Source organism: uncultured Phascolarctobacterium sp., from assembly GCF_905212365.1.
GTDB lineage: Bacteria > Bacillota > Negativicutes > Acidaminococcales > Acidaminococcaceae > Phascolarctobacterium_A.
The window spans coordinates 1-18,673 of record NZ_CAJMEH010000041.1 but is presented as its reverse complement, the minus strand read 5'-3'; the positions used below and the strand labels follow the sequence as shown (position 1 = coordinate 18,673).

Here is an 18,673-nt window from a genome sequence, read left to right as displayed (position 1 = left end):
TGGCGTGGCGGTGGGCCCGGGCCTGGTACTCGCCGGAGAAGTTCAGGTCGATATCGGGCACCTTGTCTCCCCCGAAGCCCAGAAAGGTCTCGAAGGGGATGTTGAAGCCGTCCTTCACATAGGGCGTCCCGCAGACGGGACAGACGGCGTCTGGCATATCCGCGCCGCAGCCAAAGCCCGCACTGCGCTCAGACGCTCGGCCACAGCGTCCGCCGCCATAGGGTAAACCGCGCCGCAGCATTGCCATTCCGGCAGCTCCTCCAACGGAAAGCCCAAAGCCTCGGCGCAGCGCCGCGCCGCAGCGTCCAGCTTTTTGGCTTTCGTGGAAAGCGTACAGCCGGGATAATAATTATAAATCATTCTTCTTCCCTCCTTGCTTGAGGATAGCAAAACAACCTTGACCAAATTGTTTTCCTTATTACTATTCTACACAAACCGTAAATTTACTGCTTGTCTCATAAAAATATTTACAAAAATACGGCAGGCAGGTTTTACCCCGCTCGCCGCATCTATTTTGTCAATATTTACAAAACATTTTTCGATTTTCCGCCAGTCGCTAAGATTACGATATTTTTTAAGCTTTACATACGCCATACCTGCTCTTCTTCACCAGATAAGCATAAAAAATAACCGCCCAGTCGACCAAACTCGCGGTTATTTTTTACTAAAAGTTTGAGGGACAACCGCTTATCGGTAGCACCTTTTTGTATTTACATTATAGCATTAGGCGATTGAAAAGTCAAATAATGCTTGAATCACAGCTTTGCCAAACGCCGCGCCATTATTTCTGCCAATAATCCAGCTTTTGCGTAATGCCGATAGCCGCGGCCTTAAACACAGGGTTCTTACCGGCCTTGCGCTGCGCTACGTAATCGTCCAGCGCACGCAAAGCGGGCGTGCCCAGAATGCAAATAACCGGCAGGTTGATGATGGCCATGCAGCCCATCAGCACGTCGGCCAAATCCCACATCAAGCCCATGCTGGAACCTGCGCCGATGAAAATAACCACGCAGGCGATAACGCGATAGGACAGGACGAAGGTTTTACCCGGCAAACGCTGCAAAATATAAGCGAAGCAATTATCAACATAATACAGATTGCCTAACAAGGTAGTAAAGGCAAACAGTACCATGGATACAGTGATGAACGCTTTAGCGTTAGCGCCCATGCTGGCAGCCAATGCCTCCTGCACATAGGGAGCACCTGCCAGTTCCGGAACGGGAACAACGCCGGAGGACAGGCACATAAAAGCGGTAGCCGTGCAAATCATCAGCGTATCGATAAATACGGACAGCATTTGCACCAGCCCCTGTTTAACTGGATGGGACACGTCCGCGGCAGCGGCAGCGTTAGGAGCGGAGCCCACGCCGGCCTCGTTGCTGTACAGGCCGCGCTTAATGCCGTACATCATGCAGGAGCCGGTCAGGCCGGAGAAAATTGCCTGAAAATCAAAGGCTTCGCTGAAAATATTAGCCAGCACGCCCGGCAGCAGGTCGATATGCAGCAGGGTCAGCACAAAGGCCACGGAAATATAAATAACGCCCATAATTGGGACTAACGTAGAGGTAGCTTTAATCACACGCGTGCCGCCGCCCAGCAAGCACCAGCCTACCAGCACAGCCAGCACTGCGCCGATAATCCACGGCGTAGTAGCCGGGTCGTAGAAGCTGTAAGCAATAAATGTAGATTGCAGATTATAAGCGCACAGCATATTAAAGCCAACGCCGTAAGTAGCAATCAGGGAAATACTGAAAATAACCGCCAAAGTGCGGCTGCCCAAAGCGGTTTCAATATAGTAAGCCGGGCCGCCGTAGCTGCCGTGTTCGCCGCGTTTTTTGTAAATCTGCGCCAGAGTGCTTTCAATGAAAGCGGAAGCGCCGCCAACAACGGCAATAACCCACATCCAAAACACCGCGCCATAGCCGCCCAGGCAAATGGCCGTAGAAATGCCGATAATATTGCCCGTGCCTACGCGCGAAGCTGTGGATACCATCAAAGCCTGAAAGGACGAAACGGCGTGCTCGCCCTTGCCCACCGGTTTTTCCAAAATAACGCGAATCGTTTCCCCCAACAGGCGCGCCTGTATCAGCCGCGTGCGAAAAGTGTAGTACAAGCCCACGCCGATAAGCATAACAATCAGCAGATAGCTGTACATAAAGCCGCTGATTGCTCCAATAATTTCTGCAAACATAGAATCTCCTCCTGCCATTAAAATCCCCTAACATATAGTTTAATTATAACATACAAACGCCGCCTTCGCAGGCGAAAAGCATCGCTGCACTCGAGGTATTTCTGTAAAGGCAATGCTTGCAGCGAGGATAAATGTGCAAAAGTAAAAGAGCCATTCCCACAGGAACGGCTCTCGGAGTAAATTCTAAACGTTCTTCAATTAGAAAGTGAAGGTCAGGTCAGCCCAAACGCGTTGGTCGTCGTCATGGCTGTCCAGTTTATTTTCAGTATCGTAGTAAACTACGGTGCCGACAATATTCTTAGCAAAGGTATAGTTTACGCCTACGCCGTAGCCCTTGAAGCCAGCGCCGTCAAATACATTGGCATCTGTGGTATGCGCTACATAGGTTTGACCGCCCTGGTCATAGTAATTAGCGAAAATGCCCCAGCTATGCGGAGTATCTGCTTCTGCGCCCTTATAGGACAAACCGATTACATAACCGTCGTCGTCTAAATCTTTATCATCCTTGTCATTATGGCTCAAGTCGCCTTTCAGATACATAGCGGACAGGTTTACATCCTCGCCAAAGGTATAATCAGCGCCTACATACCAAATCGCATTATCCCAGCCATCACCTTGTCCAGTAGAAGCAAGGTCTTTAAAGTTTAAATAGCCAGCTGACAGGTTTAATGCGCCGACAGAGCCGCTCAGCTCGCCACCTGCATAATTACCGCCCTCAGAGCCATCTAAAATAGTCAGCTCGTCGGAAGCTTTGCCAGCAAAGCCGGTTACCTTAACCTTATCGCCGTAGGAAATTTCTGCACCGTCAACGCGGGCATCATAGATATTGCCGTTAGCGAAGAAAGCGTTGTAACGGCCGGCAGTTACGTTCAAGCCGCCCAGCTTGCCTTCAACATAAGCGCGTTGGAAGCTGGTGTCCTCATTGCCGCTGTTATCTACAAAATCCTGAGTATTTTCAATCATACCGGTGTAGGACCAATCGTCGTTTACCTGACCGGTAATCCAAATACGGGAACGCAGATCATTTTCAAAGCTTTTATCGTTATTAGAAGCATCAATATCTTTGCTCATGTATTTATAACGAACTTCGCCGGTGATCTTTACATTGTCGGCTTTCTTTTCCAGCTTTGCAACGCGAACGCCCAGAGTATCCAGCTCGTCGGCAAATTCAGCAGCCAGCTTATCTACGTTAGCGCCTTTGGCCATTGCTTTCGCAACGATTTGCGCCATTTCATAACGGGTCATCAGCTTGTCGCCGCCGTAGGTGCCGTCGCCATAGCCATCGATTACGCCGGCAGCAGCCAGCTTGTTAACGCTGTCATATGCCCAGTGACCGGCAGGAACGTCAGAAAACGGATTTGCAGCGTAAGCAGAAGCAGTTACGCCCAATGCCATAGCCATTGCCAGTACCAAAGATTTTTTCATAATAAAGTCCCTCCTCAGGAAAACACTATAAATGCTTTAGCCCTGCCATTCCGCTTAGCCGCGGCCTTATCCGCTGCACGTAAGTTGCCTTGTTTCCTTGCGTTACGTTTAAAGCTCTTGCTAATCGTTAATTGCAGTTAGCTTATGCATTTGCATATATACTATAACACAAACGAGTAAAAGTTGCAAGCGTTAATGGGTATACACATTAATTACTTCATTCGGCTATTAGTATTTAGTCTTATTATAGTACATATATTGTTTCTCGTCAAGACAAAAGAAGCGCCGCGACGAGCGACGCCTAGATATTATTGCCAGCCTGCAAGATTCAATTTAAAACGATGCCGACGGTTTATCAAAACTTGTCAATTTTGACAAATTAAAGGCGGAGGCCGCAGCCCCCGCCTCGTACTTTGCATTTTATTTTTCCCGCAGCGCCCGGTCTATTTCCTGGCGCACAGCGCGTCCAAACTCCTCGTGCTTCCAGTCCCAACGAGCCGTCAGGCTAACGTCGATTTCCTTATCGCTCTTGAGCTTATGCTCGTAGAAAGCGCCGTTCAGACGGTTGTACGCCACAGCCTTGCCCTGCAAATTCAGCTTGGCAATTCGCTCGCCCGGCAGTTGGCGTTCGCGCTTGCTCAATTCGTCCAGCTGCAAAGCGAAAACAATGTCCACATCGCCGTCCCTGGCGATTTGAGCTAAAGCGGCCTGACCGGGCACGGCATTGCCCACGCCGGCCTTTTCTATAGCGGCGGTCAGCGCGTCGTTTTCCACCAGCACAAAGCCCTTTTTGCTTTTCAAAGCGTTAATAGCTTCCTTGTAATAAATCTGAGCCGCTAATTCGTCGCCAGCCACGTTGTTGATTAAGGGCAGCAACGCCACCGTTGCCGCTTCGGCGGCGCCCAAAGCAGGCAGGCTGAAGCACAGCGTCATCAGCGTCAGCAATAAGCAGCGCAATACTTTTCTCATAAACGAATCCTCCTTGAGTAAATTATGTTTCTTCTATTGTAACATAAACCCGCCCCGCCGCCCACAGCCAGGCGAAAATTTCACAACGCCAACGCGCGGCATGGTACAAAAAAGGACTGCCGCAGCAGTCCTTTTTGTAAGCTTCTAATAGTTATCAGAAGAAGAAGAACAATTCGGTGAAGACGGATTGGTCGTCGTTATTGCCAATCTTAGCTTCGGTGTCGTAGTAGTTTACGCACAGTTGAATGTTCTTAGCTAAAGTGTAATCAACGCCTGCGCTCCAGCCTTTGTAACCGCCTTCATCCAAGAACAAAGTGGCGTCGTAGGTCGGGGACAGGATAGCGTTAATCGGTTGATCGTAGTAAGAAGCATGTACGCCCCAAGTATTTGCTACCTCAGCGTCAGCGCCTTTGTAAGCCAGAGTTGCAACAAAGCCGTCTTTGGAAACTTTCTTGTTGTATTTCTTGTCGCTCCACATATATTCGTAAGCCAGGTTCAAATCCTTAGCTACGTCCAAGGAAATACCTACATTATAAATTTCTTTAGAATCAAAAGCGGACTTACCTTTATCAAGAGCGCCATCTTTGTCAAATTTAGGATCAGTTGCAGCATTATCAGCTTTGAAATAGTTAAAGTAACCGTTCACAACGCCAACATTAGCTTCTACACCTGCAACATAAAGACGATCGCCCTCGTCATAAGTCAAGCCGCCATCAATAGCGTCGTAGTCAGCAGCTTTAGCTGCGATACCATAAACCTTTACTTTATCGCCATAAGAAACTTTTACGCCATCTACATAAGAATCGAGGATAGCGCCGGTGGAGGTAACTTCGTCCCAACGGCCTGCATGTACTTGCAAACCGCCGATACGGCCATCTACATAAGCACGAAGGAACTCGGTTTTTTCATCGCCGTTATCGTTATCAAAGTTTTGAGTATTTTGCAGCATAGCGGTGTAGGTCCAGTCGTCGTTTACCTGGCCAGCAATCCACAAACGGGAACGCAGGTCGCCTTTATCATCGCCATTTTCATGGGATTGATAACGGAAACGGGCTTGACCGGTAATTTTTACGTTGTCAGCTTTCTTTTCCAGGTTAGCAACACGAACGCCCAAAGTATCCAGCTCGTCGGCAAATTCAGCTGCCAGCTTATCTACGTTAGCGCCTTTGGCCATTGCTTTCGCTACGATTTGCGCCATTTCATAACGAGTCATCAGCTTATCGCCGCCAAAGGTAGCGTCGCCGTAGCCGTCAATTACGCCGGCAGCAGCCAGCTTGTTTACGCTGTCATAAGCCCAGTGGCCTGCGGGCACGTCGCTAAACGGATTGGCAGCGTAAGCGGAAGCGGTTACGCCCAGCGCCATAGCCATTGCTAAAACTAAAGATTTTTTCATTGTTAATTCCTCCATTTTGGGGTGTGATTTAAAAATCTTACCTGCGCTTTAGCTTTCGCCTGCCAAATGCACATCAGCAGTTTTCCGTAAGAGTTGCCTTGTTTCCTCTACTTTACTCCCGCCAATACGCCTTCAGCCTGCTATTATTAAAGCTAATGTAAAATTTTTATGGAGTTATTGTAACACACTTTAGTATTGTGCGCAAGTCCTTGACGCATGTATACAATTTATTTTCGCGTGACAGTGTACCTCTATACATAATTTATGCACAATTAGGAATTTATCCGCATTGTAAAATACAGACGCCCCTCTTTCTGTCCGCAAAACGCGCACATCAGCGCGTAAGGCCAAGCTCGTTAAGCAAAGCGTAAAAAAAGAGGCCGCCGCAGCGGCCCCTGAAAAAAATGATGCGTTTATTTTTTTATTTGTCGCGCAGCATACGGTCGATTTCTACGCGCACAGTACGGCCCCACTCTTCGTGTACCCAATCCCAACGGCTGGTCAAGGCTTCGGGAATAACCTTGTCGTTGTACAGGCGGTGCTCGTAGGCTTTGCCGGTCAGCTTATTATAAGAAACGGCGTAGCCCTGCAAATCCAGCTGCAGCTTGCGCTCTTCGCTGGAATCGATAATACTATCCTTCAGCTTGTCCAGCTGAATAGCAATAACGATGTCCACGTCGCCGTCCTTAGCGATTTTAGCTAGGGTTGCAGCATTAGGAACCTTATTGCCAATCTTAGCGGCGTCGATAACAGCGGTCAGCTTATCGTTTTCTACCATGTAGAAGCCTTTTTTAGCATTGATAGCGGCAATAGCATTTTTATAAAACACTTGATTTGCCAGCTCATCGCCCTGAACATTATTAATCAGGGGAATCAACGCAATACCGGCTGCTTCTGCCGCGCCAAAACAAGGAACGCTGAAGCACAGAGCCATAACAGCCATCAACAAATAGCGATACAGTTTTTTCATTTTAATTCCTCCAGACGCATTATTAGTAAATGCTAAAATACATACTTATTGTAGCACAAAACCGCAGTAAAAGACAGTATTTCAGAAATTTTTTCTGACTGAACAGTCAATTTCCTGCTCTCCTATCCGTCGTCCGCCATAATTTCATAACAGGTAATTGCAATATTGAATCCATGCCTGAGGTACGGTATAATTGATTGCAGACATCACCAAGCATAAGCTTTGGCTGCTTTGCTTACCCGCTAATTATCTAAAAGAAAGAAGGTTCCTAATATGCCAGAAGTTTTGCAGACGGGCCTTACAGGCTCCGCCGTAACCGCCGTTACCGACGCCAACACCGCCGCCGCTATGAAAAGCGGCAATCTGAAAGTTTTTGCCACGCCGTCCATGTGCGCTTTGATGGAGGAAGCGGCCTGCGCCGCCGTTAACGGCCATTTAGAAAATGGCAGCGGCACCGTAGGCGTCAGCCTGAATATTACGCACGACCGTGCTACCGCCTTAGGCGATACGGTAACGGCAACAGCAACGCTTACTGCGGTAGAAGGCCGTAAGCTGACCTTCAGCGTCGAAGCTAAAGATAGCAAAGGCGTCATCGGCAAAGGCTCCCATGAACGCTTTGTCATCAACAACGCCAAATTTATGGCGAAAGCAAAGCAGTAAAAGCCCGGCAAAACATGATTAAATCCTGTGCTTGTATCACAAGTACAGGATTTTTCTTTTAACTATTTAAGCAAACGCCCGCCCATATCGCGCACCAAAACATACATCATCATATACGCGCCAAATTCCGCCAGCTCCTCGCCAACCTGCCCGTGGAAACCGCTGAAAGCTGCTTTCTCGCCAACCCAGGACATAAAAATAAAGAGCAGCAGCAAAACAAAGGATTTAGCAGGCAGCTTAACGAACGCCAGCGCCCGCCAAACCTTCGCCTTATACAGCGCAACCAATAAAGCCAGAATCAAAACCGCGACCATGGGATGTACCAGCTGGCCATATAATTCCATTTCACTATATTGGATGCTGCCGCCGTTCGCTCCCGAAAAAAACACGCGGCCCCAGTTGACCTCGCGCATAATTAACAGAAAATAATAAATCATGCCCGCATTCCACAAAGAAAGAGCTCTACCCCCCCAATTTTCCTGCGGACACCTTCGCATTTTATAACAATAATACAGGCCGCCAAAAAGCCACAGCATCTGCAAATTTTCAATAATTCCGTTCTCATTGCCAACCCACTCCGGCAATATCGCCTCCAAAGCGAACATGACAATAAAATAACACCAACCTGCTTTAAACCAAGTATCCTTACGAAACATTCTTCTCCATCCTTCACTGACTGATAAGTCAATATGGGTATATTATAGCATAGAACGTTTATTTTGCCTACAAATTTCTTTAGGAAAGCAAAACGCCTGCGGATAAAGGCTGCATTCGCGCCTATACCCGCAGACATTTTAACCTGCAATTTATTTACTTCACGATAGCCTGATAGCATTCCGGCCGCCGGTCGCGGAACAAGCCCCAGCTCAAACGATCCTCCGCCAAAGCGTCCAAATCGTATTCTGTCAGCAAAATTTCCTCCCGGTCGCGGCTGGCGTCCTGCACCAGCGCGCCCGTGCCGTCCGTCATAAAGGAGGAGCCGTAAAATTCCAAAGCCGAACGCTGGCCGCCGTTAGCCTCGCAGGGCTCCACCCGCTCCAAGCCGATACGGTTAGCCGCAATTACCGGCATTAAATTCGCCGCGCTATGGCCCTGCATCACCCGCCGCCAATGGGGCATACTGTCCGTTGCCAAAATAGGCTCCGAGCCGATAGCCGTAGGATACAGCAGCAGCTCCGCGCCGCCCAACGCCAGACAGCGCGCCGTTTCGCTGAACCATTGGTCCCAGCAAATGCCGATGCCGATTTTGCCGTAACGGGTCGCAAAAGCCTTAAAGCCGGTGTTGCCCGGTTTGAAGTAAAATTTTTCCTGATAAAAATGATCGTCGGGAATATGCGTTTTGCGGTACACGCCCAGCACCTCGCCGCCCGCGTCGACGCAGGCGATGGAATTATACAGCTGATTTACGTCCCGCTCAAAAAAGCTGATGGGCAGAACAATCTGCAGCTCCTGCGCCAAGCGCCGCCCCAGCTGCACCGCAGGATTTTCTGCCAGCGGCAGCGCGTACTGGTAATACTCATAACGGCGCTCCTGACAAAAATAGAGCCGTTCCCACAGCTCCGGCAGCAAAACCAGCTGCGCGCCCTGAGCCGCAGCGCTGCGCACCAGCTCTTCGGCATGACGCAGATTATCCTCCACGCTCGCGGCACAGCGCAGCTGTACCGCAGCCACCTTAATTTTTCTCATAAGCCTGCTCCTTCCGGAATTTGCTGCGTAATACAATGGATGTTGCCGCCGCCGGTCAAAATCGCCCGCGCCGGCAGCTGCACAATTTTACGCTCCGGGCACAGCCGCGCCAAAATAGCCGCCGCCCGCGCGTCGCTGGCAGCATTCTCGCCGCCAAAGGCAGGCAGCACCACGCTGTCGTTGCTGAAATAAAAATTTACATAGGACGCCGCCAGGCGTTCCCCCGCCTCGCGCATATCCTCGCCCTCGGCAAATTCAAAGCCCGCCACTTCGTCGGCCTCGACGCACACCGGCACGTCGGGAACGGGCAGCTTATGCACAAGCAGCCTGCGCCCTTTAGCGTCCGTCTCCTGTTCCAAATAACGCAGGCAGGCTTCGCTCAAGGGATACTGAGGATCGTCCTGCTTATCCGTCCACGCCAGCACCACCTCGCCCGGACGGATAAAAGCGCAGACATTATCCACATGCTCGTTGGTTTCATCATTATAAATGCCGCGCGGCAGCCACAGCACCTTTTTAGCGCCCAAATAAAGCTTTAATTTTTCTTCTATTTCTTCTTTAGTAAGTTCGGGATTGCGCCCGGCGCTCAAAAGGCAGGCTTCCGTTACCATAACGGTGCCTTCGCCGTCGCAGTGAATAGAACCGCCCTCCAACACAAAGGGAGCTGCGTCGTACAGCTCATAGCCGACCTTATCTGCAAAAGCCGCGGCAAAAGCGTCGTCCTGCCGCCAGTCAGGATAAAGGCCGTCCACCGTGCCGCCCCAGGCGTTAAAGCTCCAGTTGACGCCGCGCACCTGCCTGCCGCCTGCACTATCGCGCACCACAAAGGTGGGACCTATATCGCGGGCCCAGCTGTCGTCCGTTGCAACGGGCAGCAATGTAACATTATCCACGCCGCTGAGCATGGCCTCCGCCCGCGCCCAATGCTCGCGACCGCAAGCCACATAAACCTTTTCGCTGGCAGCGATAGCCTTAATCACCGCCGTAAAAGCCGCGCAGGCCTTCTCCGCGCCAAAGCTCCAGGAGCCGGGGCGCTGGGGCCAGACGATGATGCAGCCAGCATGGCGTTCAAACTCGCCCGGCATATGGAAGCCGTCGCCTTTGGGCGTAAATTTTTTATCGATCATGACAAACGTCCTTTAAAATCCTCATACCCGAAACGGCGTACCACCTCAGTGCTGCCGTCGGAGCGCAGCAGCACAATATCCGGCAGTGGCAAGCCGTTGAAGGTGTTATTCTTCACCATAGTATAAATCGCCATATCGGCAAAAACCAGCTTATCGCCAACCTGCACCGGCTCTGCAAAGCTGTAATCGCCAATCACGTCGCCTGCCAGACAGGTCATGGACGACAAGCGATAGGTATAGGGCTTTTCACCTGCGGCAAAGCCGCCCAACAGCGGCGGACGGTAAGGCATCTCCAAAACATCCGGCATATGGCAGGCAGCGGAAGCGTCCAAAATCAGGATATCCAGACCGTTATGCACAATGTCCAGCACCTCCGTCACCAAATAACCGGCGTTCAGTGCCACCGCTTCGCCCGGCTCCAGGTAAACCTCTACGCCATAGGTCGCTTTAATATACTTAATCAGTTCCAGCAAAGCCTGCAAATCGTAATCGGTGCGGGTAATGTGGTGCCCGCCGCCCAAATTCAGCCATTTCAGTTGCGGCAGGAATTTGCCGAAGCTTTTTTCAAAAGCCTTAAAGGTAGCAACTAAATCATCGGCATTTTGCTCGCATAAGGTATGGAAGTGTAAGCCGTCAATCCCCTCCGGCAGCTCCTCAGGGAAATTGGCCAGCGTTACGCCCAGCCGCGAGCCGTAAGCGCAGGGGTCGTAAATAGCGTGCTCGCCGCCCTGCGTCGAGCATTCCGGGTTGATGCGCAGGCCCATGCTGACATTAGCCGCAGCGCATACTCCCTTATGCTTCTCAAACTGCGCCAGCGAATTAAAAATCACATGGTCGCAAATCTGCACCAGCTCCCGCATATCCTCGTCCTTAAAGGCCGGTGCGAAAACATGGTTTTCCTTGCCCATTTCCTCATGGCCTAAACGCGCTTCGTAAATGCCGCTGGCCGTAGTCCCCGCCAAATACTTCCCCATCAACGGGTACAAACGGAACATAGAAAAGCATTTCTGCGCCAGCAAAATGCGGCAGCCCGTTTCCTGCTGCACATATTGCAGCAGCTCTAAATTTTTTATCAGCTTGGCCTCGTCCACAACGTAACAGGGCGTGCGCAAATCTTTCAAAGCCTGCATTTTATTCTACCACGGTCGGGTTTTCATCGACTACCCACGGCAGGCCGTATTGATTGAGCATCTCCATATACGGATCGGGGTCGAATTCTTCCACGTTAAATACGCCCTTGCCCTGCCACTTTTTGGTAACTACCAAAGCCGTGCCAATCATAGCCGGTACGCCGGTAGTGTAGCTGATAGCCTGAGAGCCGACCTCCTTGTAGCATTCCTGATGGTCGCAGACATTATAAATGTAGATAGTCTTTTTCTTGCCATCCTTCGTGCCGGTAAAAATGCAGCCGATATTGGTCTTGCCCACAGTGCGGGGGCCCAAAGACGCCGGGTCGGGCAGCAAGGCTTTCAGGAACTGGATGGGCACAATTTCATGGCCTTCATAATTGATAGGCGTAGTGGACAGCATGCCCACGTTCTCCAAACATTTCATATGCGTCAGGTAGCTTTGACCAAAGGTCATAAAGAAACGGATACGCTTTACGCCGGGAATATTTTTAGCCAGGGACTCAATTTCCTCGTGGTGCAGCAAATACATATCCTTCATGCCTACCTGCGGGAAATCGTACTCGCGTTTAATGGACATAGCGGGGATTTCCACCCACTTGCCGTTTTCCCAATAGGAGCCGGGAGCGGAAACCTCGCGCAGATTGATTTCAGGGTTGAAATTGGTAGCGAAAGGATACCCGTGATCGCCGCCGTTGCAGTCCAGAATATCGATAGTTTCAATTTCGTCAAAGTAATGCTTTAAAGCGTAAGCGGAAAAAACGCTGGTTACGCCCGGGTCAAAGCCGGTGCCCAGCAGCGCCATAATGCCTGCTTCCGCAAATTTTTCTTTATAAGCCCATTGCCAGGAATAGTCGAAATAAGCGGAAAAGCCTTCCTCCTCGCAGCGCTTGTCATAAACGGCGCGCCATGCGGGGTCGTCGATATTTTCCGGCTCGTAGTTAGCGGTATCGATATAGTCCACCTTGCATTCCAGGCAGGCGTCCATAATGGTCAAATCCTGATAGGGCAGAGCCACGTTCAGCACTGCGTCCGGCTGATAAGCTTTAATCAAAGCCACCAGCTCATCCTTCTTATCAGCGTCCACCTGCGCCGTAGTAATGACGGTGGAGGTAGTGGGCTGCAATTTTTCCTTAACAGCATCGCATTTTGCCTTAGTACGGCTGGCAATGCACAGCTCCGTGAATACGCTGCTGTTCTGGCAGCATTTAGCAATAGCTACGCCGGCAACGCCGCCGCAGCCGATAACCAATAATTTACTCATAATCTTCATCTCCTTATCTTATTTAAATTTATGTATATTGGGTAGAACAATACTCCCTCAGTCATTTTGCTACGCAAAATGCCAGCTCCCTCAAAGAGGGAGCAAAAATATAATTGAAGTGCCAAATACAACGCTCCTACTTCTCAAGAGCGGTCAGAAGAAGGCAGATACGCAAAAGGGCGACGACGGCAACTATACTGCAATCCTTACAACGCACATTAGAAGTGCCGGATAACAAGGAACAGCGCGGTGGATGCAGCGAAGGCGTACTAAAATGTACGTCGAGCAAATCCACAAGCTGTGACGCAGGAAGACGGTGCTTATAATGCGCGTTGCTTATTTTTCTTCTTCTTCGAGCATATCTTCAACATATTTTGGAAGCATAAAGGCTCCCTTATGCAGATTGGCCGAATAATACCAGGTCTTAATGCCCCGCGCCTTCCACTTCACCGGGTCAAAATCCTTCAGCGGATGATATTTTTTAGAAGCGAAGCCAAAGAGCCAGTACCCGGAAGGACAGGTAGGAATAGCCGCCTGATAAACGCGGCTGATGGGAAAGCTGTGGCTGGCCTTGCGGTGCATAGCGCGGCAGGTTTCCTCGTCCTCATCGTAGAAGGGACTGCCATGCTGATAAACCATGATGCCGTCCTCCTTCAGCGCGCGGTAACAGTTGCCGTAAAATTCCTTGGTGAACAACCCCGCTGCATGGCCTAACGGGTCGATAGCGTCGTTGATGATAAGGTCGTACTCGTTGACCTTCGCCCGCAGAAAGCGCAGGCCGTTGGCGTTGAACACCGTCACGCGCCTGTCGTCCAGACCTATGGCGTTGTCCGGGAAAAAGTCGCGGCAGACATCGATAAAAACATGGTCCGTTTCCACCACGTCTATGGCCTCGATTTCAGGATAGTGGGACAGCTCGCGGGCCACGCCGCCGTCGCCGCCGCCGATAACCAGCACCTTGCGCACGCCGGGATGCACGGCCATGGGCACGTGCACAATCATTTCGTCATAGACGAACTCGTCCTTTTCGGAAAAGACGATGCTGCCGTCGCAGCTGATGAAGCGGCCAAATTCCTTGGATTCAAACACGTCGATGCGCTGAAAATCCGTATCCTCGCCAAAAAGCTGCTTTTCTATTTTTATGTTCAGCTTCACGTCGTCCGTATGGAAATCAGAAAACCACAGTTCCATTTCATCACAACCTTTAAATCAAGCTTTGCCAAACGCAGCGCAAAGCAAATTGCAAGCGGCGCTTGAGCAGGGATTTATAAAAGCACGTTGATATTATTTACCTCAGGGTCCTCGGGGCCCTGCATGGAGCATCCCTTTTCCTTGGCGTAAATAATGTACTCGATAATCTCCTTGGTAATTACCTCGCCCGGAGCCAGAATAGGAATCCCAGGCGGATAGCACATAACGAATTCACTGCAAATGCGGCCCGCCGTCTGGCGCAGCGGCAGCGATTCATCCTTAGCATAAAAGGCTGCCTGCGGCGACACGACGACCTGCGGCGCAATATATTCCGTGTTCAGCATCAGGGACGGGTCGCGGGAATACAGCCGCTTAATGTCAGCCAAGGCGCCCACCAGCCGCTCGATATCCTGAATGCGGTCGCCGATGGAAATATACGCCAAAATATTGGCGATATCGCCAAATTCTATCTGAATATCGTACTCGTCCCGCAGCAGGTCGTAAACCTCGATGCCGGCCAAACCAATATCGCGTGTGTACACCGACAGTTTGGTAACGTCAAAATCATAAATACTGCCGCCGTTTTTCAGCTCGCGGCCGTAAGCGTAAAAGCCGCCGATGGAGTTGATTTCCTCGCGGGCATATTCCGCCATTTCCGCTACCTTGGCAAAGGAGCTTTCTCCGCGCATATACAGATTGCGGCGGGAAATATCCAGGCTGGACAGCAGCAGGTAAGAAGCGCTAGTGGTCTGGGTCAGATTGATAATCTGGCTGACGTACTCCCAGTTCACATTGGGACCTGTCAGCAGCAGCGAGCTCTGCGTCAGGCTGCCGCCTGATTTATGCATGGACACCGACGCCATATCCGCCCCGGCAGCCATAGCGTTGACCGGCATATTGCGGCCGAAATAAAAATGTGTGCCGTGAGCCTCGTCCACCAGGCACAGCATATTATTATCATGGGCCAGCTTAACGATGGCACGCAGGTCGGAGCAAATGCCGTAATAAGTGGGATTATTAACCAAAACCGCCTTAGCGTCCGGATTAGCCTTAATGGCCTTTTCCACCTCGCCTATTTCCATACCCAGGGAAATTCCCAGCTTGCTTTCCACCTGCGGATTGATATATACGGGAATCGCGCCGTTTAAAACCAGCGCGTTAATAACGCTTTTATGCACATTGCGCGGCAGAATAATCTTATCCCCCGCCTTAGTAGTTGAAAGCACCATGCTTTGTACGGAAGAAGTAGTGCCGCCCACCATAAAGAAAGCGTGCGCCGCGCCGAAAGCTTCTGCTGCCAGCTGCTCCGCGTCACGAATTACGGATACCGGATGGCATAAATTATCCAAAGGCTTCATGGAATTGACGTCCAAATTAACGCATTTTTCCCCCAGCAGCTCCCGCAGCTCCGGGTTGCCGCGGCCGCGCTTGTGTCCCGGTACGTCGAAGGGCACCACGCGCTTTTTACGAAAAGCTTCCAGTGCTTCGTACACCGGCGCCGATAATTGTGATAGCTTTTCCATAATCTTCTCCCAAATAAAAAAATAAAGACAGGTGCTCCATCACCTGCCTTTGTGCATCTTGCAATATGCCGAACCTGCTGTACCGATTCAGCGGCGCAACTTACTTTCAGAGTTTGTATAGCAAATATTACTGTTACTACTCTTATTGACCGTTTCACAAGTGATACTTAAATTGATTGCTAGCAATCACCTTATAAAATTTGAGCTTTCGCTCAATCAATAATGTGGCTCCAAAGCCACGCCGGCAGCAGTCCCGCCTGTCCGTATGGGCTTAACTATTCCAGGAATAGTGGACTAATATTTGCATGAAAGCAGCCTGCATTCATGTAATTTTATTGTAACATCTTTAACTTGTTTGGGCAAGAGCTTTCAGAAAATAAAAGGTACGCCGCATAACGCGGCGCCCTGCGGCAGGCAGCGCATCTGCCAGCCTTTAAACTCAATTCTTTTTCTCAAATTTAACAAAATCGTTAATCCCCAGTCCGGGAGCCACCATGGGCTGCACCATATTGGCCGGGTCAAGCGTAACCTCGATCAGATAGGGAGCGTTCGTCTGCATAGCGCGCTCCAAGGCGGCAGCCAGCTCTTCCGGCGCAGCCACATGCTCGCCCTCGATGCCGAAGGCCTGCGCATATTTGACAAAATCCATATAGCCCGGCATTTCGCAGGCGGTAAAGCGTTTGTCAAACTGTACCGTTTGTAACTGACGGATCATGCCCAAGCCGCTGTTATTAAAGACAATGGCGATAACCGGCAGCTTATTGCTGGCAATGGTGAACAGCTCCGAGCCCGTCATCTTAAAGCCGCCATCGCCGCTCAGGCTGATAACGCGGCTCTTGGGACGCGCCAGCTGCGCTCCCATAGCGGCAGGCAGACCAAAGCCCATGGTTCCCAAACCGCCGCTGGTAATCCATTGACGGGCGAATTGAATCTTCAAATGCTGAGCCGCCCACATCTGGTGCTGGCCTACGTCCGTAGTAATGATGTAATCCTTATCCTTAATAACCGGGTTCAGCGCTTTGAAAAACTCCGGCGCTTCCTCCTGCCCCGCATCGTCGTCCATCCCCGGCCAGGAGGCGATTCGCTCCCACCAGGCCGACAGGTCGTGGGGGACGCTGCCCTTTTCCAGCTGGTTCAGCGTCAAGTTCATGCTGCCCGTAATACCAATGCTGGAATCGATATTTTTATCCAGCTCCGCCGGGTCGATATCTAAATGAATAATAGTTTTGTTGGCGCTGTAGCTGCTGCGTTCTCCCGTCACACGGTCGTTAAAGCGGCTGCCCACAGCTAAAATCAGGTCTGCCTCCTTAACGGCGTTGTTGGCGCGCTCGTGCCCGTGCAGGCCCGTCATGCCCAAAAACAAACTGCGGTAAGCGCTGATCGCGCCCAGGCCCATCAAGGTGCTGACTACGGGAATCCGCAGCTTTTCGCACAGGTGCATGGCGTCGTATTCCGCATCGGCGTTAATAACGCCGCCGCCTACCAGCATCACCGGCCGCTGCGCCTTGTTGATGGCCGCTATGGCTGCGTCCACCTGCGCCTGGTCGGGCAGCACCGGCGGCAGCTCGCGCAGCTTATCCGGCGTATATTCCAAAACCGCCGTCTGCACGTCGCGGGGCACGTCTACCAGTACCGGGCCAGGGCGTCCCTCCTTAGCCAGCTGAAAAGCCAAACGCAGCGTCTGTGCCAAGCTTTCCGGCTTCTTTACCAAAAAATTATGCTTGGTGATAGGCATGGTAATGCCGGTAATATCCACCTCCTGAAAAGCGTCGTGACCAATCAAGGCGCGCTGCACCTGACCGGTAATCGCCACCACAGGCGTAGAATCGAGAAAAGCCGTCGCCAGCCCGGTCACCAGATTAGTAGCTCCCGGACCGGAGGTGGCAATGCACACGCCCACCTTGCCGGAAGCACGGGCAAAGCCGTCCGCCGCATGCGCAGCGCCCTGCTCATGCGCCGTTAAAATATGCTGTATCGAAGATTCGCGTAAAGCGTCGTAAAAGGGAAGAATCGCTCCTCCCGGATAGCCAAAAACGGTACTTACACCCTCTTCGGCCAAAATTTTGACCATAATTTCTGCGCCGGTCATCTGCATAAGCACACATCCTCTCCTGAATTACCGCTAAAATTATATCGCCGTATGCTGGTCGTCCACTGCCGGCCATTGATAACGGGACTGCTCCACCGACAGGGAAGCGTCGCCGCGCTCCAAAGCTACCAGACCGGTTTGTACCATTTCGGTAACGCCGTAGGGCCGCATAATATCTACAAAAGCCTTCAGCTTGCCCTCGTCGCCCGTCGCTACAAAAATCAGCGACTCACCGGTAACGTCCACGGCGTGAGCGCGGAACACCTCCGCCAGCTGCAGCAGCTCCATACGCTTAGCGCCCGCATGCACTTTTACCAAAACCATGCTGCGGGTAGCGCTGGATTTAGGCGGCAGCACCTTAACGCGCTCCACCTCCACCAGCTTGGCCAGCTGCTTGCACACCTGAGTTATCGTAGGCTCGTCGGCCTCCATTGTAACCGTCATACGGGAAAATTCCGGATTCTGGGTAGTGCCCACAGCCAGACTGTCAATATTAAAGCCTCTGCGGGAAAACATACCGGCAACGCGCATCAAAACGCCGGGCTGATTGCGTACAACTATCGACAATATCTGTTCCATACTGCGTCCCTCCTAAAAATAACGCCCCCATCTGCATAGGCAGACAGGGGCAAGCCTGTTGAGATAATTATGCCAAGCGGCTTTTACTTTGTCAAGGAAATTTGTAACAAAGAGATGTATTTGCGTTTTAATAAGCGTTATATTGTTAAGTTTTATACAAATGTGATGATTTGTAGAAAAGCGCGCTAAGCAAACTTGGTACATTTTTCTAACTATCCATTACGGATTATGATTTTCCATAAGGCGCCGACTTCTCTTCCGCCAGCATAGCCTGCCATTTCGCCTTATATTGAAAAGTGTTCACAGAGGCAGATGCTTTCTGCCCTGCCGTTGCGCCTCCGGCATGTTCCTCGAAATTCTGCACCTGGTCCATAACTTTCCTAAAGACTTCCGGGCTGTACTGCGGCGAATAACTGGTGTGGTATAAAAAAAGTTGACAGCTTATTCTCAAGGATTTCATAATAAAACCAAGAGAATAA

Annotated in this window: 17 protein-coding genes and 1 pseudogene; 1 reads left to right on the top strand and 17 read right to left on the bottom strand. The window is 51.0% G+C overall.

What is annotated here, in order from left to right:
* The 7 genes and pseudogenes from QZ105_RS10585 to QZ105_RS07255 form a co-directional block, all read right to left on the bottom strand.
* Positions 1–157 (bottom strand): hypothetical protein (locus QZ105_RS10585; RefSeq protein WP_366936013.1); only part of this gene is annotated, 157 nt, incomplete at its 3' end.
* Positions 158–159: 2 nt separating this feature from the next.
* Positions 160–360, bottom strand: a pseudogene (locus QZ105_RS07280) (heterodisulfide reductase-related iron-sulfur binding cluster); the annotation flags it as partial.
* A 421-nt stretch (positions 361–781) separates the two neighbouring features.
* A complete protein-coding gene (locus QZ105_RS07275) occupies positions 782–2,191 on the bottom strand; it encodes a sodium:alanine symporter family protein (RefSeq protein ID WP_293729188.1) in 1,410 nt (469 codons plus the stop codon).
* Between the two features lie 198 nt (positions 2,192–2,389).
* A complete protein-coding gene (locus QZ105_RS07270) occupies positions 2,390–3,616 on the bottom strand; it encodes an S-layer homology domain-containing protein (RefSeq protein WP_293729187.1) in 1,227 nt (408 codons plus the stop codon).
* Positions 3,617–4,036: 420 nt separating this feature from the next.
* The gene (locus QZ105_RS07265; RefSeq protein ID WP_293729186.1) at positions 4,037–4,585 is read right to left on the bottom strand and encodes a hypothetical protein; all 549 of its coding nucleotides are present in this window, start codon (positions 4,583–4,585) and stop codon (positions 4,037–4,039) included.
* Between the two features lie 154 nt (positions 4,586–4,739).
* The gene (locus QZ105_RS07260) at positions 4,740–5,978 is read right to left on the bottom strand and encodes an S-layer homology domain-containing protein (protein WP_293729185.1); all 1,239 of its coding nucleotides are present in this window, start codon (positions 5,976–5,978) and stop codon (positions 4,740–4,742) included.
* Between the two features lie 421 nt (positions 5,979–6,399).
* On the bottom strand, positions 6,400–6,948 hold the full coding sequence (locus QZ105_RS07255) for a hypothetical protein (protein ID WP_293729184.1): 549 nt from the start codon (positions 6,946–6,948) through the stop codon (positions 6,400–6,402).
* A 273-nt stretch (positions 6,949–7,221) separates the two neighbouring features.
* On the opposite strand from QZ105_RS07255, the gene QZ105_RS07250 reads away from it, so the two are divergent.
* Positions 7,222–7,608, top strand: a complete 387-nt coding sequence (locus tag QZ105_RS07250; protein WP_293729183.1) for a thioesterase family protein — start codon at positions 7,222–7,224, stop codon at positions 7,606–7,608.
* Positions 7,609–7,670: 62 nt separating this feature from the next.
* Here QZ105_RS07250 and QZ105_RS07245 read toward each other — a convergent pair whose 3' ends face one another.
* The 10 genes from QZ105_RS07245 to QZ105_RS07200 form a co-directional block, all read right to left on the bottom strand.
* Positions 7,671–8,264, bottom strand: a complete 594-nt coding sequence (locus QZ105_RS07245; RefSeq protein WP_293729182.1) for a hypothetical protein — start codon at positions 8,262–8,264, stop codon at positions 7,671–7,673.
* 154 nt (positions 8,265–8,418) lie between these two features.
* Entirely contained in the window at positions 8,419–9,294 is an 876-nt protein-coding gene (gene aguB, locus QZ105_RS07240) for an N-carbamoylputrescine amidase (RefSeq protein ID WP_293729181.1), read from the bottom strand.
* Positions 9,291–10,421 carry an agmatine deiminase gene (gene aguA, locus QZ105_RS07235; RefSeq protein WP_293729180.1) on the bottom strand — a complete coding sequence of 377 codons (1,131 nt, stop codon included), beginning with the start codon at positions 10,419–10,421 and terminating at the stop codon, positions 9,291–9,293. The genes aguB and aguA overlap by 4 nt, the downstream gene beginning before the upstream one ends.
* Positions 10,418–11,551: a carboxynorspermidine decarboxylase gene (nspC, locus tag QZ105_RS07230; protein WP_293729179.1), complete on the bottom strand. Its 1,134-nt coding sequence runs from the start codon at positions 11,549–11,551 to the stop codon at positions 10,418–10,420. The genes aguA and nspC overlap by 4 nt, the downstream gene beginning before the upstream one ends.
* Before the next feature lies 1 nt (position 11,552).
* Positions 11,553–12,812, bottom strand: a complete 1,260-nt coding sequence (locus QZ105_RS07225) for a saccharopine dehydrogenase family protein (protein WP_293729178.1) — start codon at positions 12,810–12,812, stop codon at positions 11,553–11,555.
* A 336-nt stretch (positions 12,813–13,148) separates the two neighbouring features.
* Complete coding sequence (speE, locus tag QZ105_RS07220; RefSeq protein WP_293729177.1) at positions 13,149–14,003, bottom strand: polyamine aminopropyltransferase; 855 nt, start codon at positions 14,001–14,003, stop codon at positions 13,149–13,151.
* A 74-nt stretch (positions 14,004–14,077) separates the two neighbouring features.
* Entirely contained in the window at positions 14,078–15,526 is a 1,449-nt protein-coding gene (locus QZ105_RS07215) for an aminotransferase class V-fold PLP-dependent enzyme (RefSeq protein ID WP_293729176.1), read from the bottom strand.
* Between the two features lie 439 nt (positions 15,527–15,965).
* A complete protein-coding gene (gene ilvB / locus QZ105_RS07210; RefSeq protein ID WP_293729190.1) occupies positions 15,966–17,621 on the bottom strand; it encodes a biosynthetic-type acetolactate synthase large subunit in 1,656 nt (551 codons plus the stop codon).
* 33 nt (positions 17,622–17,654) lie between these two features.
* The gene (gene ilvN / locus QZ105_RS07205; protein ID WP_293729175.1) at positions 17,655–18,194 is read right to left on the bottom strand and encodes an acetolactate synthase small subunit; all 540 of its coding nucleotides are present in this window, start codon (positions 18,192–18,194) and stop codon (positions 17,655–17,657) included.
* Between the two features lie 226 nt (positions 18,195–18,420).
* Positions 18,421–18,673: hypothetical protein (locus tag QZ105_RS07200; protein WP_293729174.1), on the bottom strand; the 253-nt coding region annotated here is incomplete at its 5' end.